General features: G+C 42.3%; 24 protein-coding genes and 1 tRNA gene. 13 read left to right on the forward strand and 12 right to left on the reverse strand.

Annotated features, from left to right (window positions below):
• The first annotated feature begins 34 nt into the window (after nt 1–34).
• The 3 genes from tsaE (at nt 35) to tnpA (ending at nt 2,438) form a co-directional block, all read left to right on the forward strand.
• On the forward strand, nt 35–478 hold the full coding sequence (gene tsaE, locus IQ13_RS08865) for a tRNA (adenosine(37)-N6)-threonylcarbamoyltransferase complex ATPase subunit type 1 TsaE (protein ID WP_242009510.1): 444 nt from the start codon (nt 35–37) through the stop codon (nt 476–478).
• Nucleotides 479–525: 47 nt separating this feature from the next.
• On the forward strand, nt 526–1,743 hold the full coding sequence (locus IQ13_RS08870; protein ID WP_144885991.1) for an alanine dehydrogenase: 1,218 nt from the start codon (nt 526–528) through the stop codon (nt 1,741–1,743).
• Nucleotides 1,744–1,973: 230 nt separating this feature from the next.
• A complete protein-coding gene (tnpA, locus tag IQ13_RS08875; RefSeq protein ID WP_242009511.1) occupies nt 1,974–2,438 on the forward strand; it encodes an IS200/IS605 family transposase in 465 nt (154 codons plus the stop codon).
• Nucleotides 2,439–2,540: 102 nt separating this feature from the next.
• Here the strand turns inward: tnpA and IQ13_RS08880 are convergent, their stop codons facing one another.
• From IQ13_RS08880 to IQ13_RS08905, 6 genes are all read right to left on the reverse strand, one after another.
• Nucleotides 2,541–2,861 (reverse strand): cupin domain-containing protein, encoded by a 321-nt coding sequence (locus tag IQ13_RS08880; protein WP_144885992.1) that lies wholly within the window; start codon nt 2,859–2,861, stop codon nt 2,541–2,543.
• Nucleotides 2,862–2,865: 4 nt separating this feature from the next.
• Nucleotides 2,866–3,483, reverse strand: coding sequence for an ABC transporter ATP-binding protein (locus IQ13_RS08885; protein WP_144885993.1), 618 nt, complete (start codon nt 3,481–3,483; stop codon nt 2,866–2,868).
• On the reverse strand, nt 3,464–4,270 hold the full coding sequence (gene lpxA / locus IQ13_RS08890; RefSeq protein WP_144885994.1) for an acyl-ACP--UDP-N-acetylglucosamine O-acyltransferase: 807 nt from the start codon (nt 4,268–4,270) through the stop codon (nt 3,464–3,466). Before lpxA ends, IQ13_RS08885 begins: the two co-directional genes overlap by 20 nt.
• Nucleotides 4,263–5,684, reverse strand: a complete 1,422-nt coding sequence (locus IQ13_RS08895; RefSeq protein ID WP_144885995.1) for a bifunctional UDP-3-O-[3-hydroxymyristoyl] N-acetylglucosamine deacetylase/3-hydroxyacyl-ACP dehydratase — start codon at nt 5,682–5,684, stop codon at nt 4,263–4,265. Before IQ13_RS08895 ends, lpxA begins: the two co-directional genes overlap by 8 nt.
• A gap of 48 nt (nt 5,685–5,732) precedes the next feature.
• Complete coding sequence (lpxD, locus tag IQ13_RS08900; protein WP_144885996.1) at nt 5,733–6,788, reverse strand: UDP-3-O-(3-hydroxymyristoyl)glucosamine N-acyltransferase; 1,056 nt, start codon at nt 6,786–6,788, stop codon at nt 5,733–5,735.
• 76 nt (nt 6,789–6,864) lie between these two features.
• Nucleotides 6,865–8,082, reverse strand: coding sequence for an HD domain-containing protein (locus IQ13_RS08905; RefSeq protein WP_144885997.1), 1,218 nt, complete (start codon nt 8,080–8,082; stop codon nt 6,865–6,867).
• A 199-nt stretch (nt 8,083–8,281) separates the two neighbouring features.
• Here IQ13_RS08905 and porX point away from each other — a divergent pair, with 199 nt between their 5' ends.
• The 5 genes from porX to IQ13_RS08930 all read left to right on the forward strand — a co-directional run bounded on the left by porX (nt 8,282) and on the right by IQ13_RS08930 (nt 13,454).
• Nucleotides 8,282–9,838, forward strand: a complete 1,557-nt coding sequence (porX, locus tag IQ13_RS08910; RefSeq protein ID WP_144885998.1) for a T9SS response regulator signal transducer PorX — start codon at nt 8,282–8,284, stop codon at nt 9,836–9,838.
• A 119-nt stretch (nt 9,839–9,957) separates the two neighbouring features.
• Entirely contained in the window at nt 9,958–10,239 is a 282-nt protein-coding gene (locus IQ13_RS08915) for a hypothetical protein (RefSeq protein ID WP_129132324.1), read from the forward strand.
• 94 nt (nt 10,240–10,333) lie between these two features.
• Nucleotides 10,334–11,110 carry an MBL fold metallo-hydrolase gene (locus tag IQ13_RS08920; protein WP_144885999.1) on the forward strand — a complete coding sequence of 259 codons (777 nt, stop codon included), beginning with the start codon at nt 10,334–10,336 and terminating at the stop codon, nt 11,108–11,110.
• Nucleotides 11,111–11,171: 61 nt separating this feature from the next.
• Nucleotides 11,172–12,146, forward strand: coding sequence for a ComEA family DNA-binding protein (locus IQ13_RS08925; RefSeq protein ID WP_144886000.1), 975 nt, complete (start codon nt 11,172–11,174; stop codon nt 12,144–12,146).
• A gap of 168 nt (nt 12,147–12,314) precedes the next feature.
• Nucleotides 12,315–13,454 carry an acyl-CoA dehydrogenase family protein gene (locus IQ13_RS08930; protein ID WP_144886001.1) on the forward strand — a complete coding sequence of 380 codons (1,140 nt, stop codon included), beginning with the start codon at nt 12,315–12,317 and terminating at the stop codon, nt 13,452–13,454.
• A gap of 53 nt (nt 13,455–13,507) precedes the next feature.
• Here the strand turns inward: IQ13_RS08930 and IQ13_RS21480 are convergent, their stop codons facing one another.
• The 6 genes from IQ13_RS21480 to IQ13_RS08955 all read right to left on the reverse strand — a co-directional run bounded on the left by IQ13_RS21480 (nt 13,508) and on the right by IQ13_RS08955 (nt 18,445).
• Nucleotides 13,508–13,681, reverse strand: a complete 174-nt coding sequence (locus IQ13_RS21480; protein ID WP_199758214.1) for a hypothetical protein — start codon at nt 13,679–13,681, stop codon at nt 13,508–13,510.
• 221 nt (nt 13,682–13,902) lie between these two features.
• Nucleotides 13,903–15,135: an ATP-dependent Clp protease ATP-binding subunit ClpX gene (clpX, locus tag IQ13_RS08935; RefSeq protein ID WP_144886002.1), complete on the reverse strand. Its 1,233-nt coding sequence runs from the start codon at nt 15,133–15,135 to the stop codon at nt 13,903–13,905.
• A 139-nt stretch (nt 15,136–15,274) separates the two neighbouring features.
• On the reverse strand, nt 15,275–15,904 hold the full coding sequence (locus IQ13_RS08940) for a ClpP family protease (RefSeq protein WP_144886003.1): 630 nt from the start codon (nt 15,902–15,904) through the stop codon (nt 15,275–15,277).
• A 21-nt stretch (nt 15,905–15,925) separates the two neighbouring features.
• Entirely contained in the window at nt 15,926–16,621 is a 696-nt protein-coding gene (locus IQ13_RS08945; protein ID WP_144886004.1) for a ClpP family protease, read from the reverse strand.
• 285 nt (nt 16,622–16,906) lie between these two features.
• Entirely contained in the window at nt 16,907–18,280 is a 1,374-nt protein-coding gene (tig, locus tag IQ13_RS08950; protein WP_144886005.1) for a trigger factor, read from the reverse strand.
• Between the two features lie 83 nt (nt 18,281–18,363).
• Nucleotides 18,364–18,445 (reverse strand) — tRNA-Leu (locus IQ13_RS08955).
• Between the two features lie 169 nt (nt 18,446–18,614).
• Here IQ13_RS08955 and IQ13_RS08960 point away from each other — a divergent pair.
• From IQ13_RS08960 to IQ13_RS08980, 5 genes are all read left to right on the forward strand, one after another.
• Nucleotides 18,615–20,840 carry a RelA/SpoT family protein gene (locus IQ13_RS08960; RefSeq protein ID WP_242009512.1) on the forward strand — a complete coding sequence of 742 codons (2,226 nt, stop codon included), beginning with the start codon at nt 18,615–18,617 and terminating at the stop codon, nt 20,838–20,840.
• An 89-nt stretch (nt 20,841–20,929) separates the two neighbouring features.
• A complete protein-coding gene (locus IQ13_RS08965) occupies nt 20,930–22,192 on the forward strand; it encodes an adenylosuccinate synthase (RefSeq protein ID WP_144886007.1) in 1,263 nt (420 codons plus the stop codon).
• A gap of 88 nt (nt 22,193–22,280) precedes the next feature.
• Nucleotides 22,281–22,715, forward strand: coding sequence for a hypothetical protein (locus tag IQ13_RS21365; protein ID WP_158637358.1), 435 nt, complete (start codon nt 22,281–22,283; stop codon nt 22,713–22,715).
• Nucleotides 22,716–22,723: 8 nt separating this feature from the next.
• Nucleotides 22,724–24,013 carry an anthranilate synthase component I family protein gene (locus IQ13_RS08975; protein ID WP_144886008.1) on the forward strand — a complete coding sequence of 430 codons (1,290 nt, stop codon included), beginning with the start codon at nt 22,724–22,726 and terminating at the stop codon, nt 24,011–24,013.
• A 52-nt stretch (nt 24,014–24,065) separates the two neighbouring features.
• A complete protein-coding gene (locus tag IQ13_RS08980; RefSeq protein ID WP_144886009.1) occupies nt 24,066–24,956 on the forward strand; it encodes a hypothetical protein in 891 nt (296 codons plus the stop codon).
• Nucleotides 24,957–24,967 lie beyond the last annotated feature (11 nt).

A 24,967-nucleotide genomic window follows, 5' to 3' on the forward strand; every position in this document is an offset into this window, starting at 1 on the left:
TACGGCAGTATCAAAAGCGCTTCAATCAATATCTTTGCAACCATCATTCAATTCTGCCGTGCAGTACACTATTACAAAGGAGAATATACACAGCGTTGCAAACGAATTATTGCAGCAATTGAAGCCTTACAAAGTATGGGCTTTTTATGCGGCGATGGGCAGTGGGAAAACAACGTTTATTCATGCATTGTGCGATGTAATGGGAGTGGAAGATGCGGTGGGCAGTCCTACATTTTCCATCATTAATGAGTATAAAGCCGCAGATGGATCAATTGTGTATCATCTCGACTTATACCGCATCAACGATGAAGAAGAAGCGATACAGGCCGGGGTGGAAGATGTATTGTACAGCGGCGATCTCTGCCTGGTGGAATGGCCCGAAAAAACACCCGATCTTTTTCCTGCAGATACCGTTCAGCTCTCGATCGATGTTGTGGACAGCACAACCCGCAGAATAACGGTGAAAGTTCCGTCCTGATTTTGTAATTTGTACCTCTTTCCAACAAGAAACCAGCTTCAAACCGTATGGCTTTATCGAAACCGATTGTGAGCGCATCCTTCAGCTACGAAACATTAGAGGAAAAATTAGATATTAAATCGAAAGGAGCACAGCTGTTTATTGGCTTACCTCGTGAACATATGTTCCAGGAAAACCGTGTGGCACTTACACCTGAAGCGGTAAGCGTACTGGTGAGCAACGGTCACCGGGTGATGATTGAATACCTTGCCGGTGAAGGTGCCCATTTCAGCGATAAAGATTACAGTGAAGCAGGTGCAAAAATTGCATACGATCGCAAAGAAGTGTATCAATGTGATATCCTTATTAAATCGGCTCCGGTTTGCGAAGCAGAACTGGAATTACTCAAGCCCGGGCAAACCATAATTTCGCCCATACATATTGCTGTGATGAAACCGGAAATTTTAGCCGGTATGATGGAGAAGAGAATTACGGCATTGTCGTTTGAAAATCTGAAGGATGATTCGGGACATAATCCCATTGTTAGGAGTATGAGCGAAATTGCCGGTAGTGCAGTGATGTTGATTGCCGGACAATACCTGAGCAGTTTCAATAACGGTAAAGGCGTGTTGCTTGGTGGCATCAGTGGCATCCCTCCAACAAAAGTCATCATCATCGGTGCAGGTATTGTGGGCGAATATGCAGCCCGTACAGCATTGGCCATGGGTGGCAGTGTAAAAGTGTTCGACAACAATATCTATAAACTCAAGCGCATGCAAACGGCCATCGGTCATCGCATGTGGACCTCCGTTATTGAGCCGAAAATTTTAGCCAAGCAATTAAAAACGTGTGATGTTGCAGTAGGGGCATTATCATCCATTGGTGGTGCAAGAAGCCCTATTGTAGCAAGCGAAGAAATGGTTGCCAACATGCGGCCCGGCAGTGTTATTGTAGATGTAAGTATTGATCGTGGAGGTTGCTTTGAAACAAGTGAAGTAACCAGTCATGAAAGTCCCATCTTCATCAAACACGGTGTAATCCATTACTGCGTGCCCAATATACCGAGTGGTTTTGCACGTACGGCATCGCAAGCCATCAGCAATGTATTGATGCCGTTATTACTTGAAATGGCAGACGAAGGTGGTTTGGAAAAACTACTCTGGCACAAGCTCAATATCCGCAACGGTATTTACCTGTTTAAGGGAGCGCTCACCAATTTTTATTTAAGTCAGCGTTTCGATTTAAAATACACCGATTTGAATTTGTTGATTGCAAGCAGGGGTTAGAACAGATAGCTTATCGGGAGCGGTATAAAATAAAAGGAACGTTTTGTTTGTAAGAATGGTTTTCTGAGTAATAATTCCGATTGATTGTTTGTTGAAAGAATCTTCTCAGTTCGGAGACAAACACATTTGTTTAGAGCTTTAGCTGATGCTTTTGTTCTGTAGGAACACACGGTTTCTAGCATAATCAAAAGCAAGATTCGGCTCCGTAGGAGCCTCCCGGTTTGAAAAACATGCATATGCCAAATACCTATTCCCAAATCTATCTGCAGTTTGTGTTTGCGGTAAAACACCGGCAAAGCCTCATACCCAAAGAACACAAAGAAGAATTACACAAATACCTTACCGGCATCGTGCAAAACAGAAAAGCAAAGATGATTGCTGTGCATTGTATGCCCGATCATACCCATTTGTTTGTAGGCTTTAAACCGGTCATGTCTATTTCTGATTTTGTAAAGGAAGTGAAGGTTGCCAGCAATGAGTTTATAAATGACAAACCGTGGATGAAACAAAAATTTAACTGGCAGGAGGGGTATGGTGTATTTTCCTACGGTCATTCACAAATAGATGCAGTTGCAAAATATGTGCTTAACCAAGAGGCGCATCATCAAAAGAAAACGTTTAAGGAAGAATACCTGGAGTTTCTTGAAAAATTTGTAATTCCTTACGACGAGAAATATTTGTTTGAATTTTTATGAGAAACAGGAGGCTCCTACGGAGCCAGACATACTATGATTAATATTCTAAAAGCAGGGAACTCCTTTGGAGTTAATAAAGAACAGTTGAAGAGAGTTACAATGTTATTTGTACTCCTCTCTCTCCGGCATAAAAATATCAATCACTTTGCAGTTGCTGATGGCTTTGCCGCCATGTTTAATATGGCCGGGAATGGTTACAACCGCTCCTGCGGTTAATTGTTCTGTTTTTCCATCAACTGTTAATTCAAACTCGCCTTCCACAACATGCATAATCTGTTCGTGCATGTGCGAATGTTCAGGAATAGGAGCACCGGCATCAATATTCCAGAAGGCAACAGTTGAAGTGCCTGTATGCACAAACTTACCGTGATAGCCGGGAAATAATTCTTTAGCTTCAATGTTGTTGAGATGATGGAAATACATACACTTATTGTTTATAATCCATAATGCTGATCTTGTGTTGGCAGAAGTTGTATTCTACTTCATCGTTACTGCTAACGATCACCAAACGATCAGCACAGTAAGCATTCACTAAACGATGGTACAACGAAATACCATCTGCATCTAAGTTGGTACAAGGCTCATCCAGCAATACAACAGGTACATCGCTTAAAATAGCCTGGGCCAGTTTTACCCGTTGCTTCATACCGCTGCTGAAATAACGGATTTGTTTGGCCGCTGCTTTTTCAAGTCCAAGCAAAGCAATGATCTTTTTCACAGTTAAACCCGGCAAAAAAGTTTTGAACGATTGATGGAACGTTAGAAATTCTTCCAGTGTCATTTCTTCGGGCAACTCTAAGTAAGGAGCTGCCATCGCAACCAAACGATGTTGCACATCGGCAGCTATGGTAGAACCATTATTGTATTCAATAGTACCTTCCGAATGTTGAACTGCTCCTGAAATGATCTGCAGCAAGGTCGATTTCCCGGAACCATTGTTACCGGTAACAGCATAGGCTTCCCCTGCATTGAACTCGTATGTTACATGGCGAAAAATCCACTCCCTGTTGTAGCGCTTACCGGCATCAGAAAGCAATATCTTCATCACTGATGGTTTGTGAATGACGTTTGATAATGCCGATCTCCGATTTTTTAATGAAGCCGAGAATTTCGTCTCTTGTTTCGGTAGAAGGCAACATACTTTCAATCAGCTCAACTGCTTTTGAAACAATATGCTTCTCCACAAAAAGGATATGATAAATTTTGAAGATCTCTTCAATGGTTTCTTTGCTGTAACCACGGCGACTTAAACCAACGTTGTTAATGCCTACATAGCTTAATGGCTCACGGGCTGCTTTTACATACGGAGGTACATCTTTGCGGATGGCGCTCATGCCCGCAATGTAAGTATGCTTACCAATATGTGTAAACTGGTGGGCGGCACTCATACCGCCGATGATGGCAAAATCATCAACCGTAACATGGCCAGCCAATTGCACAGAGTTGGCGAGAATAACATTGTTGCCAACAATACAATCGTGTGCCACATGCGCATACGCCATAATTAAACAGTTGCTGCCAACTTTCGTGGTGTTTTTATCGGTGGTGCCACGGTGGATGGTTACACATTCACGGATAGTAGTGTTATCGCCAATTTCTGCAAGGGTGTATTCGCCCCGGTATTTCAAATCCTGCGGAACAGCACCAATAACAGCACCGGGAAAAATGTTACAGTTTTTTCCGATTCTTGAGGCAGAAAAAATAGTGACGTTGCTCATTACATGGGTACCATCGCCAATAACAACATCGTCGTGGATAACAGTAAACGGATCGATGGTTACATTTTTACCGATCTGAGCATTAGGATGTATATGAGCAAGGTTACTAATCATTCTTGGTTCTTTTTACAATTTGAGCAGTGAGATCGCCTTCACAAACAACTTTACTGCCCACAAAAATAGTCCCCCTCATTTCAACAATACCTCTTCTGATGGGGTTTTTCAATTCCATTTTTAAAATTAAGGTATCGCCGGGCACTACCTTTTGCTTGAATTTACAATTATCAACTTTCAGGAAATAAGTATCGTACTTATCGTCTGTATCTTTTGGTATTGCCAGCAAGCCACCACATTGTGCCAATGCTTCAACCTGTAACACACCGGGCATTACATAGTTTCCGGGAAAATGTCCCTGGAAGAAGGGCTCATTGTAAGTTACATTTTTTACGCCTACAATATAGGTGTCTGTCAACTCAATAATCTTATCAACTAACAGGAACGGATAACGGTGCGGCAGAATTTTTTCAATGGCTGTTACATCGTGTACCGGTGGCTTATCAGGATAATAAGCCGGCACCTGTGCTTTAAAACGGTTCTTTTTAATATGTTCTTTGATCTTGCGTGCAAACTCTACGTTGCTGGCATGACCGGGGCGGTTGGCAATGATGTGTGCTTTGAACGGTATACCCACCAGCGACAGATCGCCCACCAGGTCGAGGAGTTTATGACGGGCAGGTTCGTTGGGGAAGCGTAACTGCAGGTTGTTGAGATAGCCTTCGCTGGTAACCGCAAATTTTTCTTTACCAAACGCAGTGGATAAGGTTTCCAGCTGCTCATCTGTAACGGGCTTATCAACCACCACAATGGCATTGTTTAAATCGCCGCCTTTAATGAGGTTGTTCTTTAAAAGAAATTCTAATTCGTGGAAGAACGAAAACGTACGGCAGGATGCAATTTCGTTATTGAACTCACCGATATTGCTCATTTGCGCATGCTGTGTACCCAGCACCGGCGAGTTAAAATCGATGAGGGTATTAATGCGAAACGTATCAGCCGGCATGGCTACCATTTCCACTTTCTTATTCTCATCTAAGAAATAAATATTGTGTTCAATGCTGTACCAGGTTTTGATGGCATCTTGTTTTTGACGACCGGCTTTTTCCAAGGCTTCCACAAAAGGGCGGGAACTGCCGTCGAGGATGGGTACTTCCGGTCCGTCGATCTTTACTAAAACGTTATCGATTTCGCAACCGGCAAAGGCTGCCAGTAAATGCTCAATTGTGCTTATCGAAGCGCCATTGTTGGCAAGGGTTGTGCTGCGGTTGGTTTCGGTTACAAAATCAACGTCTGCTTTTACCGAAGGTTGATTGGGTAAGTCAACTCGTTGAAAAACAATACCGGTGTTTGGCTCTGCGGGTTCAAGGGTCATCGTTACCGATGCACCTGTATGTATACCTACACCGCTGATTGTAATTGGTTGGGCAAGTGTATGTTGGTTGGCATTTTCGTTGCCGTTACTCTGATTCATGGGCACGAAAGTAATAAAAAACAGGTGAAACGATTGTAAGCAGATCGCTTACTGTATACTTTCCCTTTCGGCCATGAGTTGTTTTACCAACAGTTCCAGTTCGGCAATGCGTTTTTCCATATCCGGAAGGTTGCGAAAAATAGCCTGGCTGCGCAAGGTGCTGGTATAATCGGATGCGGGTGAACCGGTAACCACACTGTTGGGTTGCTTCAGCGATTTGCTTACACCACTCTGTGCGTTAATGCGGCTGCCATCGGCAATGGTAATATGGCCAACAATGCCGGCCTGTCCGCCAATCATTACCCGGCTGCCGATTTTGGTACTGCCGCTAACGCCTGTTTGTGCCGCAATTACGGTGTATGTACCAATTTCAACATTGTGGGCTATTTGAATCAGGTTATCGAGCTTGGCGCCTTTATGAATAATGGTGGAACCCATGGTTGCCCTGTCGATGGTGCAATTAGAACCGATCTCCACCTCATCTTCTACCACCACATTGCCAATTTGCGGTACCTTCTTATAGGTGCCGTCAGCTTGTGGGGCAAAACCAAAACCATCACCACCGAGTACGGTGCCCGCATGGATAATGACTTTATTGCCGATTACACAATTGTGGTAAATTTTTACACCCGGGTTGATCACACAATTATCACCAATGCTTACCCCATTGCCAATGTAGCAATGCGGGTGAATCTTTACATTCTTTCCCAGCTTTACGTTTTCGCCAATGTAGCTGAAAGCACCTATGAAAACGTTTTCGCCCACGGTTGCAGTTTTAGCAACAAACGATGGTTCCTGAATACCCACCATCTTTTGTTCCATAATTTGTTCGTAAGCCTGTAAAAGGGTGGCGAAAGCGGTATATGCATCGGGCACACGGATAAGAGTGGCCTCTAAGGGCTGCCTTAATTCCAGCGATTCGTTGATGATGATGACCGAGGCACCGGTGGTATATAAATAATCTTCGTATTTGGGATTAGCTAAAAAAGCGAGCTGACCTGCAACGGCTTCTTCAATTTTACTGAAGGAATTTACTGTTGCATTGGGATTACCCTCTACTGAACCTTTAATGATGAGCGCAATTTGCGAGGCCGAAAACTCCATGTATCCTGTCTTATTATTTTAAAGTTACTTTCAAAAACGTTCCAAAACAATCTTTATGACGTGCTTTCTGCACTTTTTACTTCAGCGCAGGCCGGCAAAGATAAAACTTACGCACCGGGGTTAGCACTGTTTCGTGTATCAATCCGTACTCAACTTCCGAAATATCTTTTACCGTACCATCTTTAAACAGGATATTGATGTGCTCATTACCCGTATTGTACATCCTGTTTTCGGCTATGCCATTAAAAACGAAATAGTTGACTTCTTCTTCTGTTAACGACAATTGTTCCTTTGCTTTACGCTGCACCACCTCCATTTCTTTTTCATCAAACGGCTGCATCTGCAGTTTTGTTTTAAGCATATTACGATTCAACAGCCATTGGCTGAGGGTGCTGAGCACTTTATCCGGATGGTGCTGCCACTTTTTGATGGATGCGAGCACATCGTAATCGTCCAGCTCGCAAAATTTCGCCAGGTTGTTCCGGATAAATGCCGATGATTGCGTTGTACGCAAAAATTCGTCCAACAATGGCGTTGATGCAAAAAGACCTTCTTCCTGCTTCGCCAGTAACCTTGCCCGTTCCAGGATTTTTACCAGCATATTCTCCGCACTCAGCACTGTTTTGTGCAGGTAAGCCTGCCAGTACATGAGGCGTCGTGCTACTAAAAACTTTTCAATGCTGTACACCGCTTTTTCCTCCACCATCAGTTCATTATCGTGCACCACCATCATTTTAATAATGCGGTCGTAGCCAATTACACCTTCACTTACACCACTGTAAAAACTGTCACGGGTGAGGTAATCCATGCGGTCTACATCCAGCTGGCTGCTGATGAGCTGGTGTAAAAACAATTTCGGATGCGTGCCTTTAAAAATAGCAATCGCTGTTTCCAATCCGCCGTTGAATTCGTTGTTGAGGTGTTCAAATATGAGCAATGATATCTCTTCGTGATGTACATCTTCAATTAACACATGCTCCAAAGCATGGCTGAAGGGCCCATGTCCCACATCGTGCAGTAAAATAGCCAGTTTTGCCCCTTGCTCTTCTTCGGCAGTAATGTCAACACCTTTGCTTTTCAATTCGGCCAATGCCAGGCACATTAAATGATAAGCGCCCATGCTGTGGTGCAGGCGTGTATGCACAGCGCCGGGGTAAACCATGTGCGCCATCGCCATTTGATGAATGCGTCGTAAACGTTGGTAAAAAGGGTGCGACAGCACTTTGTAAATCAACTCATCGTCGAACGTAATAAACCCATACACCGGATCATTCACTATTTTTCTAAACTTCATGTGCTATGTATAGTTGCTTTTTATTGCCACCCGTTATTGGCCATTGATGAACATTGCTTTTGTAAAGAATGTTCATTGTTTTTTATGGCTCATTTCATTGGTAAACTGTTAAATATCAAACGGGCAAGTGTGCAAAGGTAATAGCTTATGCGTTGAAACTTGTACCTTAGGTTCTTAACTTTAGAATAAACCAATAAGCATGGCTTTAGCAAAAATATTATGGGTTGATGATGAGATTGAAAGTCTGCAATCGCAGAAGCTGTTTCTGGAAGCGAAGGGCTACGAAGTACATACACTAACCAACGGTTTTGATGCCATTGATTATGTAAAAGAAAACCCGGTTGATGTGGTGCTGATGGATGAGACCATGCCGGGTATTACGGGGTTGGAAACACTTACAAAAATTAAGGAAGTGAACCAATCCATACCGGTTGTATTGATTACTAAAAATGAAACCGAGAACCTGATGGACGACGCCATTGGTTCACAGATAAGCGATTACCTGATTAAACCCGTAAACCCCAACCAGGTTTTATTGAGTTTGAAGAAGATCATCGACAATAAACGGTTGGTGAGCGAGAAAACAACATCGGCTTACCAGCAACAGTTCCGCAATTTGTTTATGGCACTCAACAGTAATCCCAATTACAACGAGTGGATGGACATCTATAAAAAGCTGGTGTATTGGGAATTGGAAATGAGCAAGGCCGACAGTCCCGAAATGAGCGAAGTATTGCAGCAACAAAAGAGTGAAGCCAATAATGAGTTCTTCAAATACATTTCACGCAATTACTCCACTTGGGTAAAACCGAAGGCAGCCGAATCGCCCATTATGAGCCATACGCTGTTTCAGTTTAAAGTATTGCCACATGCTGAAAAAGGAACGCCTTTATTTTTTATACTGATCGATAACCTGCGTTTCGATCAATGGAAGGCGATACAGCCGGTGTTTGCCGATAACTTCCGCATTGCGGAAGAGGAGTCGTTCTACGCCATTTTACCAACTGCCACACAATACAGCCGCAATGCTATTTTCAGCGGATTGTTGCCGGTTGATATTGAAAAGAAATTCCCCAAACAATGGAAGAATGATCATGATGAAGGCGGGAAAAACCTGCACGAAGAAGAGTTCTTCCGGGCACAGCTGCAACGGTTGGGCAAAGGCGATTTGAAAGTATCGTTTACAAAAGTGCTCAATCACCAGGCAGGGCAGGAGCTGGTGAACAATATACATAACCTGTTGCAGAACGATATTAATGTGATTGTGTACAATTTTGTGGATATGCTGAGCCATGCCCGTACCGAAATGGAAGTGCTGAAGGAACTGGCGAACGATGAAAAAAGTTACCGCAGTATTACCGCCAGTTGGTTCGAACATTCGCCGCTGAACCAGGCATTGAAGAAAATTGCGGATAAAAAGATCAACATCGTAATGGCAACCGACCATGGCAGTATTCGTGTACAAAAGCCCGCCAAAGTAATTGGTGATAAGGAAACCACTACCAATATCCGCTACAAGCATGGCCGTAACCTCAATTTTGAACCAAAAGATGTATTGGCTTTTCGTGATCCTGCCGAAGCAGGGTTACCGGTGCCCAACGTCAATTCCTCATACATTTTTGCCAGGGAAGATGTGTACCTGTGCTATCCCAACAATTACAACTACTATGTCAACTATTACCGCAACACATTTCAGCATGGCGGGGTGAGTTTGGAGGAAATGATTATACCTGTGGTGCGGATGACAAGCAAATAGCAAGTATAAAGTAAGAACGGCAAAGTACAACTGTGGAAAAGTCCTCCTTACCGAAACAGGTAAAAAGAGGCAGTAACGGTAAATTTGCCAAGAACTAAAGCTTCCCATTGGGGCAGAGTATGAAACTGAATCAGACGACACTTAATAAGTTAGAAGCTATTTTAGGCGAAAGCGGTTATATCGTTCGCTACGAACGTGGTACTTTTCAAAGTGGTTATTGCATACTGGAACAGAAAAAAGTGGTGGTATTGAATAAATTTTTGATGCTCGAAAGCCGGGTAAATACCCTGCTCGAATTAATTCCCCTCATCAACATCAGCTTTGATGCATTAACCGGCGAGTCGCAAAAATTGTACGAAGAAGTGATGGCACTGGCTGCGGCAAAAGCAACGAATGAGTAATTAGAAATGAAAAATTTAAAATGAAAAGGAAACGCCGTCGATCTATGCACTTTTTCATTCCTCCTTTTCAATTTTTCATTTTTAATTTTAAGTTGTGAGCTATCCTCCCATTAAAATTACATTTCTCGGTACGGGCACCAGCAGTGGTGTACCGATGATCGGTTGCGATTGTGACGTATGTACTTCATCCAACAAAAAAGACAACCGGCTCCGCAGCAGCATTATGGTTGAAACGGCCGATACAACAATTGTTGTTGATACAACGCCCGATTTTCGTTACCAGATGTTGCGACTGGGGGTAAAGAAAATAGACGCTATCATTTTTACACATCCGCATAAAGATCATATTGCCGGACTCGATGATGTACGTGCCTTCAACTACATCAACCGCAAACCCATGGAAGTGTACTGCAACTATCTTACAGAAGAAGCCTTACGCAGAGATTTCTATTATGCCTTCTCCGATACCCGTTATCCCGGTGTACCCGAAATCAATCTCAATACCATCACCGATCAACCATTTACCATTAACGAATTATTGATTGAGCCTGTTTTGGTGTGGCATATGAAAATGCCTGTGCTTGGTTTTCGCTTTGGACCGTTTACTTATATTACGGATGCAAATTTTATTGAACCTGCTGAACAGCAAAAGATCAAAGGCAGCGAAGTAATGGTGGTGAACGCACTGCGCAAGGAAAAACACATTTCTCATTACAATCTTGAGGAAGCTGTTGCGCTGGTGCAGGAACTTGAAGTACCGCAGGCTTATTTTACGCATATCAGCCATCAGTTAGGTTTGCACGATGTAGTTGAAAAAGAATTGCCCAAGGGCATTCATTTAGCGTTCGATGGTCTTGTGCTGCATTTGTGAGCTGCAGCTCTACCCGTTTTGAAGTATTTCATTTAAAAGCGTCAACTGCTAATTTTAAAGTATGCAGTTTACCCGCCCCCATTGGATAAAAGAATACTTCAGCTTCACCAAAAAAGAACGCAATGCAACATTACTACTTGCTGCAGCTGCACTTTTGTTTTCCTTGCTGCCTTCTATTTTTCCATTTCTTGTAAAAAATGATCTAGAGCTAACTGTTGACACAACTGTGCAGCAGCAACTGGCCGCTTTACAAACTATAGAAACAGAAAAAGGAAAAGTGAATGATGAATATGATGATGCCTCGTTGTTTCAACCCAAAGAGTCGCAGTTTGAAAAGTATCAAAGAAAAAAACAGAGCAGCGAGTTGTTTTATTTTGATCCGAACAACGCAACTGCGGATGAGTGGAAAAGACTTGGTGTAAGAGAAAAAACAGTTGCAACAATTCTTAAGTACAGAAGCAAAGGTGGTAAATTTTACAAGCCGGAAGATCTGAAACGTATTTATGGGCTGCGGCCCGATGAAGCAGAGCGGTTGCTTCCCTTCGTATCAATTGAAGCAAAACAAAAGCCTGCAAGCGTTACTGAAAATTCAACTGTTGAAACTTCTTATACAAAAGAAAGGAAAGAATTTACAAAGATCGTTGTTGATATTAACAGCTCCGATACAAGCGATTGGAAGTTGCTTCGTGGCATTGGGTCTGGTTATGCCCGCCGGATTGTTAATTTTCGCAACAAACTCGGTGGTTTTGTTTCGGTTGATCAGGTTGCAGAAACTTACGGACTACCCGACAGCGTGTTTCAACAAATAAAACCTCAGTTAAAAAATACAACAGCTGATGTGCGGAAAATAAGCCTGAACAACAGTACAGTTGAACAGTTAAAAGCGCATCCTTATATTGGTTTTAGTGTTGCCAATGCCATCGTGCAATACCGGAAAGAGCATGGCAGTTTCAGCAGTATTACCGAATTACAGAAAATTGGGGCAATCGACGAAAAGCTGTACCAAAAGATCAGTCCTTACCTGCAGGTTGAATAAAGGAAAAATATTTTCTCTGTTTCGCTAACACGTGTTAGTAATTCTCCTATATTTGTTTAGCCGTTTCGATTGATTGCTATTATGTAAAACAGTTGAGTCATGGTACTGGTTTGAGAGTCAGTTCATGGCTCAACTTATTTTAAAGAAGACCGTAAACAAGAATACAGGATGAATTTTTCGCAAAACGAAGTAACACAGCAGGTAGCGCAGGTAGCCAGAGATTTTGCACAGAAACACATTCTGCCACATGTAATGGAGTGGGATGAAAGCCAGCATTTTCCCAAAGATGTATTTCATGAAATGGGTAAGCTGGGGCTTATGGGCATTTTTGTACCGGAAGAGTATGGTGGCAGTGGCTTTGGCTATTACGAATATGTAGCTGCAATTGTGGAAACAGCCAAAGTGTGTGGGTCGATAGGATTAAGTCTCGCTGCTCATAATTCGTTGTGCACAGGACATATTCTTTATTGTGCAAGCGAGGAACAGAAGAAAAAGTATTTGCCTAAACTGGCAAGTGGCGAGTGGATCGGTGCATGGGGTTTAACAGAGCCCAATACCGGCAGCGATGCAGGTAATATGAAGACTACGGCTGTTAAAGATGGTGATGACTGGATATTGAACGGCACCAAATGCTGGATTACGCATGGTATTAGTGCAGAACTGGCGGTAGTGATTGCACGCACCGGTGAACCACGGGAAAGCGGTAACTCAACAGCATTTTTGGTTGAAAGAGGTACACCTGGCTTTAAAGCCGGAAAGAAAGAAAACAAGCTGGGCATGCGTGCAAGCGAAACAGCAGAAATGATTTTTGATAACTGTCGTATACCCGATGCCAACAGAATTGGTACGGTGGGAGATGGGTTCCGGCAGGCGCTGAAAATACTGGATGGTGGCCGGATTTCTATTGCTGCTCTCTCGCTGGGTATTGCCAAAGGAGCTTACGAAGCGGCGGTAAAATATTCGCAGGAGCGTTACCAGTTCGATCAGCCGATTGCCAATTTTCAGGGAATTTCGTTTAAGCTGGCCGATATGGCTACTGAAATTGCTGCAGCTGAATTACTGATTTTAAAAGCAGCCGATTTAAAAAACCGTGGTGAAAAAGTAACCGAAGCTGGGGCTATGGCAAAATACTATGCCAGCGAAATAGCGGTGAAAGTAAGTAACGATGCCGTACAGATTTTTGGCGGTTATGGTTACACCAAAGATTTTCCGGTTGAAAAATATTATCGTGACAGTAAACTCTGCACCATTGGCGAAGGCACCAGTGAAATACAGAAGATTGTTATTGCACGTGAACAATTAAAATAGGCGATCGATAGCATGAGAAAGCCGGGCCGTTCCTTCGGGAACGGCTTTATTGTTTAATCGAGAAAATCATCGTCGTCTTTTGGCCCGTACTTGTCAAACAGTTTATCAATAGCTCCGCCGAAGATGGGAAACTTTTCTTTCGCAAATGTTTTGATGACATCGATAGCTGCATAGGCCTGCTGTTCGGTTAAACCTTTTTCCATTAAACGGTTGATAAGATCCTGCATGCGTAAAAGTTTAAAGTGGAAAGTTAGAAGATTAAACTTGGATAGAAACACGGATGACGCAGATTTTAGCAGATGCTAACTGATTTGTTATGTGTGTGCATTGGTAGTGTCCCTGTTACAAGTCAATCTATCTTTCTGCAAATAAAAAACCTGTTGAAAAAATCAACAGGTTGAAATATAGTTCACGTTCGTACTTCTAACTTTGTAATTCTTACTTGCGTTTACGCAACTTTCAACAAGCCGAGTTTGCTCTTATCAAACTTGTGCATTGCATAATCGAGTGTAAGATGGAATTGTTTTTCTTCGCTGCCCGGTAAATCAAACATGGCATCGGTTAAAATGCTTTCGCAGATGCTGCGCAAACCTCTTGCACCGAGTTTGTATTCCATTGCTTTTGCTACCATAAAATCGTACACTTCATTATCGATGACGAGTTCAATGCCTTCCAGTTCAAACAACTTTTTGTATTGTTTAATCAAAGCATTCTTTGGTGTAACCAGAATTTCACGGAGCGTTTCTGCATCCAGCGGATTGAGGTAAGTAACGATTGGTAAACGGCCGAGTAATTCAGGGATCAAACCAAATGTTTTCAGATCCTGTGCATTAACATACTGCAACAGATTCTTCTTCATGTGCTCCTGTTCTTCTTTGTTTACATTGAAGCCAATGGCATTGGTGTTTACACGACGTGCAATCACTTTATCAATACCATCAAATGCACCTCCGCAAATAAAGAGAATATTCTGTGTGTTGATCTTAATGAGTTTTTGCTCGGGGTGTTTACGGCCGCCTTGTGGTGGAACCAATACTTCTGTTCCTTCCAGCAGCTTCAACATACCTTGCTGTACACCTTCGCCACTTACATCTCGGGTAATAGAAGGATTATCGCCTTTACGGGCAATTTTATCAATCTCATCAATGTATACAATACCTTTTTCAGCAGCGGCAACATCGTAGTTACAAACCTGTAACAAACGGGTGAGGATGCTTTCCACATCTTCACCTACATAGCCGGCTTCTGTAAATACGGTAGCATCAACAATCGCAAACGGAACATTGAGTAAGCGTGCAATAGTTTTCGCCAGCAATGTTTTACCAGTACCTGTTTCGCCCACCATTACAATATTGCTCTTTTCAATTTCAATTTCGCTTTCGGCTTTTTGCTTTAAGCGCTTGTAATGATTGTACACTGCAACTGCCAATACTTTCTTTGCTTCGTCCTGGCCAATGATATACTCATCCAAAAAGCGCTTTATTTCAATCGGCTTTTTTACGTTGAGTTTAAAATTAGAAGTAGTTGTTTCATTACGCAGCAATAATTCCTGCGCAATAATTTCCTGTGCATGTTCAACGCAATTCTCACAGATATGACCTTCCTGTCCTGCAATGAGGATCTTCACTTCGTCTCTGCTTCTGCCACAAAAAGAACAATGCAACATGTTGTTTTTCGCCATTTGGAATGGGTTTTCAGGTTGTTTTGATTATACAAAACCAACTCAAAGATAACAATGCTTTTTAATTAAGGTAGTAGAATGATAAAAAAGGGATGGAGCACTACAAAGCCCCATCCCAGTAAATAGTGTAAATGTTCTGTTACAGCTTATCGAGAATACCGTCCACAATACCGTACTCTACAGCTTCTTTGGCATCCATCCAGTAGTCACGGTCAAAATCTTTCAACACCTGTTCTACCGATTTGCCGCAGTTTTCAGCCAAAATTCTGGCGCCCATTTCTTTGGTTTTGGCAATTTGTGTAGCAATAATTTCCAAATCAGCACTGGTTCCTTGCGCACCACCAATGCTTGGCTGGTGAATCATTACTTCGCCACTTGGGAAAATATAACGCTTGCCTTTTGTACCACCGCTGAGCAAAATAGAGCCCATTGATGCAGCCATGCCCATACAGATTGTGCTTACAGGTGAGCTGATGAGTTTCATGGTATCGTAAATAACCATACCGCTCGTTACCACACCACCGGGGCTGTTGATGTAGAGTTTAATTTCTTCGCCGGGTTTTACTGCATCTAAGTAAAGCAGTTTGTTTACGATTTCTTTGGCTGAATTATCGTGTACAACACCCCAGAAAAAGATCTTGCGTTGCTCTAAGAATTTTTTATTGTATGGTCCGAAAGCTGCAGCCGAAAACTGTTCCAACGGATTTTCTTTTGGCTCATCATCTTGGTCTTCGAAACGAACAGGAAATTTTAAATTATACTGATTCATTGTTTGTAACGGTTTTGAGGTTTAGCTTTCTTTTGATTTACGTGGGTTCATTACCAGTACTTCATCCACCAGTCCGTATTCTTTTGCTTCAGATGCAGTCATCCAGAAATCACGGTCGCTGTCTTCTTTTACTTTATCGAATGTTTGACCACTGTGGTAAGAAATGATCTGGTATAATTCATCTTTCAGCTTTTTTACTTCATTCACCATAATCTGAATATCGGTAGCCTGGCCACCTGCACCGCCGTATGGCTGGTGTAACATAATACGAGAATGTTTCAGCGCTGTACGTTTGCCTTTTGTGCCGGCACACATTAGCACCGCACCCATACTTGCAGCAATACCAATGGTAATGGTGCTTACATCGGGGGTGATGTACTGCATGGTATCGTAAATGCCAAGCCCTGCATAAATGCTGCCACCGGGACTGTTGATGTACATCTGAATATCACGTGTACGATCGGTACTTTCCAGGAACAACAGCTGGGCTGTTACAATGTTGGCTACATAATCATTAATCGGTTCGCCCATAAAAATAATACGGTCCATCATCAGGCGGGAGAACACATCCATGCTTGCAACATTTAACGGACGTTCTTCGATGATGTAAGGCGTAAGATTAGTAGGGGTGAAAGCGTTCTGATAATTATGCAATGTGGCGCCGGAGATACCACGGTGTTTCACGGCGTATTTTTCAAATTCTTTATTGAAATCCATAGTCATTTATTTTCCGGTTTGAAGTTAAGGGAAACGTTTGGAATAAATTGTTTTCAAATACCATGCGAGGCATAAAAGCAGGACATTAAGGCAGAGGAAACGGTTTAAGGTTTATGGTTTAAGGTTTATGGTTGCTTGCAGTTCGGTTATTATGGCTGGGTTGATTGCAGATTGGCGATTTTAGATTTCAGATGTTGGAGGCTTGCTTAAACAAAAACCCCGCTGTAAATTATACAGCGGGGTTTATAATAAATCTGCAATCTAAAATCGCAAATCAAAAAAATCCTAGTGGTGGTGGTGGTGGTGTTCTTCGTTCATCTTAATAAACTCTTCAGAGCTTACTTCTTTCTCATCTTTTTTCACCTGGCCTTCTGCCCACACAAATACTTTTTCTGTCACCAAACGACGGTATGTTTGATCAACCTGTTGTTCATCTTTCAATAAACCATCAACATATTGATCTAACCATTCGAGGTTGCCATCACCAAGGCTCATGCTGCCAAAGTAGCTGAGCACCTGCTGGCGCATGCTTTCTTTCAGCTCTTCCTGGGTTACATCCAGTTTATTTTCAGTAATGATTTTATCCGTAATCAACGTCCAGCGGAGTTGGTTGTTGAAGGTTGGGAATTCTGCTTCCACTTCTTCAGCTGTTTTTGGCTTTTCACCGGAAGTAGCTAACCATTTTTTCAGGAAGCTTTCAGGTAATTCCATTTTTGTATCATCTAACAACACATGATACAGGTGGTGCTGGATCTGGTTGCTGCTCTGACGATCCCAGTATGCCTGGATATCGGCTTCAATGGCAGCACGGAAATCGGCTTCTGTAGTAATGTCTTTACCAGGCAACGCTTCTTTAAAGAACTCTTCGTTCAACTCACGTTTTTCAATGAGGCCAACCTTTGTAATGGTGAGTTTAAAGAATTTACCTTCAGCTTCTGCTGCATCTTTCAAACCTAAATCACTTACAACCCAGCTGCGTTCTTTTTCTTCAAATGCATCAGCCAAAGTAATAACGATTGTATCGTCTTTCTTTTTGCCCTGCAGTTGCGTGCGGTAAGCTGGTGTGAAATATTTTACGAGGAGAGAGTTGTCTTTTTTAATGCCGCCTTCAACAACAGTACCTTGTGCATCGCTTTCTTCAAACGTAAGGTTCAGTACATTGTCGTCGCTGTTAACCGCTTCTGGCTCAGTCATTTTACCAAAACGGTTTTGCAAACGCTCAATTTCGTCGTTTACCATTTCGGCAGTAGCCTTCACCTTATAATAAGGAGCTTTTACGTTACCGAGGTTGATTTCGAATGCAGGTTTTAAACCAATTTCAAAATCAAAGCTGTAATCAGCCGGTTGATCCATGTTTGGCTTAAACTCCGTGTTGGCAAGAGGAAGAGGCTGTGCAAAAATGTCCAGCTTTTCGTTTACGAGGTAATCGTTCAATCCTTTTTCAATATTGCGGATTACTTCTTCGGTAAAGATACCGGGACCATACATTTTCTTTACCATACCTGCAGGCACCATACCCTTACGGAAACCGGGGATATTTGCTTGCTTGCTGTAAGTTTTTAATGTTTTTTCAAACGCAGGAAAATATTCTTCCTTGGTGATTTTTACAGTGAGTTTGTCGTTTAACAACCCAATGTTTTCTCTTGTTACTGTTGCCATAGTAATTTCTGCTTTTAGCTTTCAGCTACCGGCTGTAAGCTGTTAAAAAAGCCTCCCCGGTAAAGGGGAGGTTGAAGCGGTTGTCCGGATGGAGGGACTCGAACCCCCACACCTCACGGCATCAGATCCTAAGTCTGACGTGTCTACCAATTTCACCACATCCGGAGTCAAAAATCCAATGTGAAAAATCCAAACTCCAATACTGCTGTGCGCTTGGGCATTGGTTTTTGTGGTCTGGACCTTTTTTAAATGGGTTGCAAAGGTAGGGGGTTTCAGTTATTCCTGCGCTTTGTAAAAGCGCTTTTTCCTAAATTCGCATTTACTGGAAACAAACGTGAACATACCGGCCTATACCCTTACCCCCGAACAGGAAAAAAAGGAAATCCTTCGCCATTACCGTAGTTTATTGCGCTCGCTGAAGACGAAACTTAAAAAAGGCGACAAGGAATTGGTGCGTACTGCCTTTGAAATGGCAGCCGATGCACACAAGACGATGCGTCGTAAAAGCGGCGAACCTTATATACTCCACCCGTTGGCGGTGGCACAAATTTGTGTGGAAGAAATTGGGTTGGGTGTACGCTCTACCATTTGTGCATTGCTGCACGATACGGTAGAAGATACCGATATTACACTGGAAGATGTAGCCCGTGAATTTGGCAATGAAATTGCCCGCATTATTGATGGGCTTACTAAAATTTCTACCGTAGTTGATGCCAACTCCTCGCAACAGGCCGAAAATTTTAAAAAGATTCTGCTTACCCTTACCGATGATCCCCGTGTGATTTTGATTAAGCTGGCCGATCGTTTGCACAACATGCGTACGATGGACAGTATGAAGCGGGAAAAGCAACTGAAAATATCCAGCGAAACGGTTTATGTGTATGCGCCACTGGCACACCGCCTCGGTTTGTACAACATCAAAACTGAAATGGAAGATCTTTCCATGAAGTACCTGGAGCCCGATACCTATAAAGAAATTGCCCGTAAGCTCAGCGAAACCAAGCGGGAACGCAGCCGGTATATTAATGAGTTCATTAAACCCATTAAAGAAAAACTCGACCGTGCAGGTTTTGGCAGTTATGAGGTGTATGGTCGCCCGAAATCAATCCATTCGATTTCCAATAAAATCAAGAAGAAGGGTGTAAGCTTTGAAGAGGTGTACGATCTGTTTGCCATCCGAATCATCATCGATTCACCTGCCGAAAAGGAAAAAGAAGATTGCTGGAAAGCCTATTCCATCGTTACCGATATGTACACGCCTAGTCCCGAACGTTTGCGTGACTGGCTGAGTAATCCTAAAAGCAATGGCTACGAAGCCCTGCACACAACCGTGATGGGGCCGCAAGGTAAATGGGTGGAAGTACAGATACGCACCAAGCGGATGAATGAAATTGCAGAGAAAGGGTTGGCGGCGCACTGGAAATACAAAGAAGGAACCGGTGATGAAGACCGCTTTGATAAATGGTTCCATAATATTCGTGAAGCACTCAATACACAGGACAGCAGCTCCATCGATTTTCTGCAGGACTTCAAAAGCTCCTTTCTGGCCGAAGAAATTTATGTGTACACACCAAAGGGCGACGTAAAGATGCTGCCTGTTGGTGCAACAGCACTGGACTTTGCATTTAGTGTGCATAGTGATGTAGGTAGCCGTTGTATTGGCGCCAAAGTGAATCACAAATTGGTACCGATAGCGCACAAACTACGCAGCGGCGACCAGATTGAAATTATTACCAGCAGCAAACAAAAGCCCAGCGAAGACTGGTTGAATTTTGTTGTTACTGCTAAAGCCCGCAACAAGATTAAAGATGCGCTGAAGGAAGAAAAGCGCAAGGTTGCCGACGAAGGAAAATATGTGCTGCAACGTAAACTGGAACAACTGGGGGCCAGTTACGATGTGCAGAATGTGGATACGCTTACCTTGTTTTACAAACAGCCTTCGCACCTTGAACTGTTTTTTAAAATTGCTACAAAAGGCATCGATCTCAAGGAGCTGAAAGAGCTGCACCTGGTGGGCGATAAGTTTGAACTGCCAAAACCGGTTAAGCCGGTCATGGAGCCCAAGCCCGATTACGATCCCAACAAACCATCGCACAAAGATTCGGAGCTGATCATTTTTGGTGAAAGCAGCGATCGTATTGTGTATACCTTGGCGAACTGCTGTAAGCCCATCCCCGGCGATGACGTGTTTGGCTTTGTATCCACAGGTAAGGGTTTAATCATACATCGTACCAGTTGCCCCAATGCTTCGAGGTTGCTGGCTAATTTCGGCCACAGGGTGGTAAAAACCAAGTGGGCGAAAAACAAAGAGATTTCGTTCCTCACCGGTATTAAAATTATTGGAGTGGATGATGTGGGTGTGGTGAGCAAGATCACCAACCTCATCAGTGGCGAAATGCGTCTCAACATCAGCGCCATTACCATCGAAGCAAAAGAAGGTGTCTTTGAAGGCAATATCAAAATCTTTGTGCACGATAAAGACGAACTCGACGACCTTGTTTCGAGGCTGTATAAACTAACGGGCATTCAGAAAGTAGAGCGGTACGATACAGAGCAATAATTTTCTTTTCCCCACTCGCATTTTTTTGCGGCTTGCCCTTTGTATTCTCTTATTTTTGCGGCTTCAAAATAATCCACTCAAACTTTTTTATGGTTGATGTAATTCTCGGCCTCCAGTGGGGCGACGAAGGAAAAGGAAAAATCGTTGATTTTTTTGCACCTAATTATGATGTGATTGCACGTTTCCAGGGAGGCCCCAATGCAGGACACACACTGTATGTAAATGGTACCAAGGTGGTGTTGCACCAGATACCCAGCGGTATTTTTCATAAAGGCATTGTTAACCTCATTGGTAACGGTGTTGTACTCGATCCTGTTACCTTGAAAAAGGAATGCGAGAAAGTAGCAGCCATGGGAGTGGATGTGCGTGAAAACCTGTTTATTGCTGAGCGTACAAACATTATTGTACCTACACACCGTGCGTTGGATAAAGCTGCTGAACTGGCAAAAGGCGATGAAAAAATCGGATCAACCTTAAAAGGGATTGGTCCTGCTTATATGGATAAAACAGGGCGTAATGCATTGCGTGTTGGCGACCTGCTCGATCCTGAATTTAACAAGCTGTACGAAAAGCTGAAAGCAAAACATCTGCAACTGCTCGGTAATTATAATTTTTCAGAAGACATCAGCGAGTGGGAAAAAGAATTTTTCGAAGCAGTTGAGTTTGTAAAAACACTCAACATTGTAAACGGCGAATATTTCATCAACGAAAAAATAGATGAAGGTAAAAAGGTATTGGCCGAAGGGGCACAGGGTAGCATGCTCGATGTGGATTTCGGAACATTTCCGTTTGTAACTTCATCAAACACGATTTCTGCGGGTGTAAGCACAGGTTTAGGTGTTGCGCCGAATAAAATACGTGAGATCATTGGTATTACCAAAGCCTACTGTACACGTGTGGGCAGCGGACCTTTCCCAACAGAATTGTTCGATGCAACCGGTGAAGAGCTGCGTAAAATAGGGAATGAGTTTGGTGCAACAACTGGTCGCCCACGCCGTTGCGGGTGGATTGACCTGGTAGCATTGAAGTTTGCATGTATGGTGAATGGTATTACACAAATTGTAATGACAAAAGCCGATGTACTGGATAGTTTTACCGAACTTGAAGTATGTACGGCATACAATGTAAACGGAAAGGAAACCAAACAGATTCCGTTTGAGATTAGCAAAGTAAAAATTGAACCTGTATACAAAGCATTCAGTGGTTGGAGTAAACCAATTACGGAGTGTAAAACATGGGCCGATTTTCCTGAGCAAATGAACGACTATTTAGCATTCATCAACAATTACCTTGGAGTAGATGTTAAGTATGTATCAAATGGTCCCGGTCGTGATCAGATTATTACCGGCTGATAAGAAAATAAGCAATTAAAAAAAACTGGAAAAAAGTTTGGCTAATTCAAAAACCCGTTGAAATTTTACAGCACAATCCAATAATAAAATGGCAAAGTCAATAAAGAAATCTGCGGACAAATCATCTCCTAAGGCGGAGAACACAGGCAAGGCTGACAGCAAGCCAAAAAAGAATCATGAAGAAGATGAAGACGAAGATGATTTTGAGTTAGAAGATGATGAACCCGTTGCAAAAAAGGGCGGTAAAGCTGTTGCATCAAAATCGAAGTCGAAAGACGACGATGATGATGACGATGAAGAAGGTGATGATGAAGATGACGATTGGAACAAATCGGAAGATGATGATGATTACGATCCCGATTTCGAAGAATTTGATTTACCTAAATCGAAAGGTAAAGCTACAGGTGCCGGTAAAAAGAAAGGCGGCGATGATGACGATGATTTTAAACTCGATGAAGATTTCAAAGAGTTTGATATGATGGGTGGTGGTGATGATTTTGATGATGATGATGATGATTTTTAAATCTGCACGTGAAGCATAACTTCCGCACTTATTTCATAACAGATTTTTCTGTAGTAAAGCAACAAATGTTGAGCTGGTGTAACAACCGGTTCAACATTTGTTCTTTTTTAGACAACCACCACTACCGCTTGCCTGGTAACAGTTACGAGTGTTTAGTTGGTTGTGGCGAAGTTTCCTTATTACAACTCAACGCCGGTACTGCACTTGAACAATTGCAACAATGGTTGCAACAGCACGCAGAAGAATGGCGTTTTGGACATTTGGGCTACGATTTGAAAGCAGAGATCGATGACCTCCCTTCCTCACACCAAAACAAAACAGGATTTGCTGATCTGTGTTTTTTTGTACCGCAGTATGTGCTGCAACTGTCGGAAACCGAATTGAAGATCGGTTCCGTTAATTACGATCATGATTTGGTTTGGCAGCAGATCAAAACTGAGGTTTTACAGGCAGCACAAACAAAACAGCCTCTGCAGGTAAGCGAACGCATCAGTAAAGCCCAATACATTGATGCCATTGAAACCATCCGCAAACATATTTTGCGTGGAGATTGTTACGAGCTTAATTACTGCATGGAGTTTTTTGCAGAAAATGTGCAGCTCGATCCTTTGTACTGTTATCAATCGCTTACAACGATATCCCCCAATCCATTCTCTGCTTTTTATAAAGTAAACAACAGCTATCTGCTTTGTGCGAGTCCGGAACGTTTTTTACGTAAGGAAGAAAATAAACTCATATCACAACCCATTAAAGGAACCATTAAGCGTAATACTACAGATGCAGCGGATGATGAACTCTTGAAACAGCAGTTACATAAAAGCGAAAAAGACCGTAGTGAAAACGTAATGGTGGTAGACTTGGTGCGGAATGATCTGAGTCGTGTATGCAAAGAAGGCTCGGTGCAGGTAGATGAGTTGTTTGGTATTTATTCGTTTCCGCAACTGTATCAAATGATCTCAACCATCAGCGGTGAAGTAAATGATGCGTTAACGTTTACAGATGTGCTCCGTGCAACGTTCCCTATGGGTAGTATGACGGGTGCTCCCAAGCGAAAAGTAATGCAACTCATTGAACAGTATGAGCAGTCACGAAGAGGATTGTTCTCCGGTGCAGTTGGTTACATCGCTCCCAATGGCGATTTTGATTTTAATGTGGTCATCAGGAGCATCTTTTACAATGCTGCTTCCAATTATCTCTCGTACATGGTAGGCAGCGGTATTACCTATTACAGCAATGCAGAACAGGAATATGAGGAATGTTTACTGAAAGCAGATGCGATACGGAAAGTGTTGGGATGATTCTTTTACATCGTTTAACTTATTTACTATTCTAAAATTGGGTTAGATTTTCATGAATTACTCTGCTCTCACTGACATTTTGAGAAAAAATATTGGCGCATATAAGTTACTCTTGATTGATATGCTTACGGCAAATGAAGCATTGGCTAGTGCTATTAGTAAGACTTATTATGAGAGTAATATCGGTATTGTTGAATGGGTCGAAAGTGTCGAAGCAAATTCTTTCTTTGATTTCAATAGTAAGCTTCTCGGATACATGAAACCACGACTTGGGTTTAATGATATTATTTATGATGAGCGAGAAGTAAAAGCTATAAACAAGCTAATGGGAAATGAACAGAAAAATTATTTTGGACGAAGGGAGTTTGACAGCTTAGAAGGTATAAAAGGGTTATCTCCAAGACCCTTTTATATTTACGATGAAAAAAAAATGATGAACCTAGATTACGATTTCGTCCAGTTAATTGGTGGTTATAATGAAATTGGAAATAACGCTGGACAAAAGAGGATATCAGATAAAGTGGCGTTAGAATTAGTGTATGTGTCTAAGAAATTAGGCTATAATTCAATTGATGCTTATTGTTTTCCAGAGATTTACATTGTTGTGAATAAAAATAAGTACTGGATATGTGAAGAAGCTGATGTAAAGAGTTTTTTATTTCTTGGAAATCGTAGTTTTAGTCTATTTCAGAAAAATTCAGTAGAACCTATATTAGATGGATCGGGAAATATTATTTCTTTCAAGTATAAAACGGATGAGCCAAAAATCATTATTGATTCGCTAGAGAATAAATTTATACTTACTAATTCTGATGAGGCGAAGGAAAAGTACAATCTGTTTATTAATATGACTTTATCTCTTTCAATAGTATTTTTTAACTTGTTTGAAAAGTGGTTTATTAATGAAATGGCTGACTTGGTAGAAGCAAATAAAGAATTGTGAGATGTCAGGTT

This window comes from Lacibacter cauensis, assembly GCF_007830055.1.
GTDB lineage: Bacteria > Bacteroidota > Bacteroidia > Chitinophagales > Chitinophagaceae > Lacibacter > Lacibacter cauensis.

Coding starts and splice junctions, on each gene's coding strand:
- IQ13_RS08905 (WP_144885997.1), bottom strand. CDS start 8,082: ATGAAGTTTAGAAAAATAGTGAATGATCCGGTGTATGGGTTTATTACG.
- IQ13_RS08945 (WP_144886004.1), bottom strand. CDS start 16,621: ATGGATTTCAATAAAGAATTTGAAAAATACGCCGTGAAACACCGTGGT.
- IQ13_RS21365 (WP_158637358.1), top strand. CDS start 22,281: ATGGCAAAGTCAATAAAGAAATCTGCGGACAAATCATCTCCTAAGGCG.
- porX (WP_144885998.1), top strand. CDS start 8,282: ATGGCTTTAGCAAAAATATTATGGGTTGATGATGAGATTGAAAGTCTG.
- IQ13_RS08870 (WP_144885991.1), top strand. CDS start 526: ATGGCTTTATCGAAACCGATTGTGAGCGCATCCTTCAGCTACGAAACA.
- IQ13_RS08940 (WP_144886003.1), bottom strand. CDS start 15,904: ATGAATCAGTATAATTTAAAATTTCCTGTTCGTTTCGAAGACCAAGAT.
- lpxA (WP_144885994.1), bottom strand. CDS start 4,270: ATGATTAGTAACCTTGCTCATATACATCCTAATGCTCAGATCGGTAAA.
- IQ13_RS08915 (WP_129132324.1), top strand. CDS start 9,958: ATGAAACTGAATCAGACGACACTTAATAAGTTAGAAGCTATTTTAGGC.
- IQ13_RS08930 (WP_144886001.1), top strand. CDS start 12,315: ATGAATTTTTCGCAAAACGAAGTAACACAGCAGGTAGCGCAGGTAGCC.
- IQ13_RS08965 (WP_144886007.1), top strand. CDS start 20,930: ATGGTTGATGTAATTCTCGGCCTCCAGTGGGGCGACGAAGGAAAAGGA.
- tnpA (WP_242009511.1), top strand. CDS start 1,974: ATGCATATGCCAAATACCTATTCCCAAATCTATCTGCAGTTTGTGTTT.
- IQ13_RS08885 (WP_144885993.1), bottom strand. CDS start 3,483: ATGAAGATATTGCTTTCTGATGCCGGTAAGCGCTACAACAGGGAGTGG.
- IQ13_RS08895 (WP_144885995.1), bottom strand. CDS start 5,684: ATGAATCAGAGTAACGGCAACGAAAATGCCAACCAACATACACTTGCC.
- lpxD (WP_144885996.1), bottom strand. CDS start 6,788: ATGGAGTTTTCGGCCTCGCAAATTGCGCTCATCATTAAAGGTTCAGTA.
- tig (WP_144886005.1), bottom strand. CDS start 18,280: ATGGCAACAGTAACAAGAGAAAACATTGGGTTGTTAAACGACAAACTC.
- IQ13_RS08925 (WP_144886000.1), top strand. CDS start 11,172: ATGCAGTTTACCCGCCCCCATTGGATAAAAGAATACTTCAGCTTCACC.
- clpX (WP_144886002.1), bottom strand. CDS start 15,135: ATGGCGAAAAACAACATGTTGCATTGTTCTTTTTGTGGCAGAAGCAGA.
- IQ13_RS21480 (WP_199758214.1), bottom strand. CDS start 13,681: ATGCAGGATCTTATCAACCGTTTAATGGAAAAAGGTTTAACCGAACAG.
- IQ13_RS08980 (WP_144886009.1), top strand. CDS start 24,066: ATGAATTACTCTGCTCTCACTGACATTTTGAGAAAAAATATTGGCGCA.
- IQ13_RS08880 (WP_144885992.1), bottom strand. CDS start 2,861: ATGTATTTCCATCATCTCAACAACATTGAAGCTAAAGAATTATTTCCC.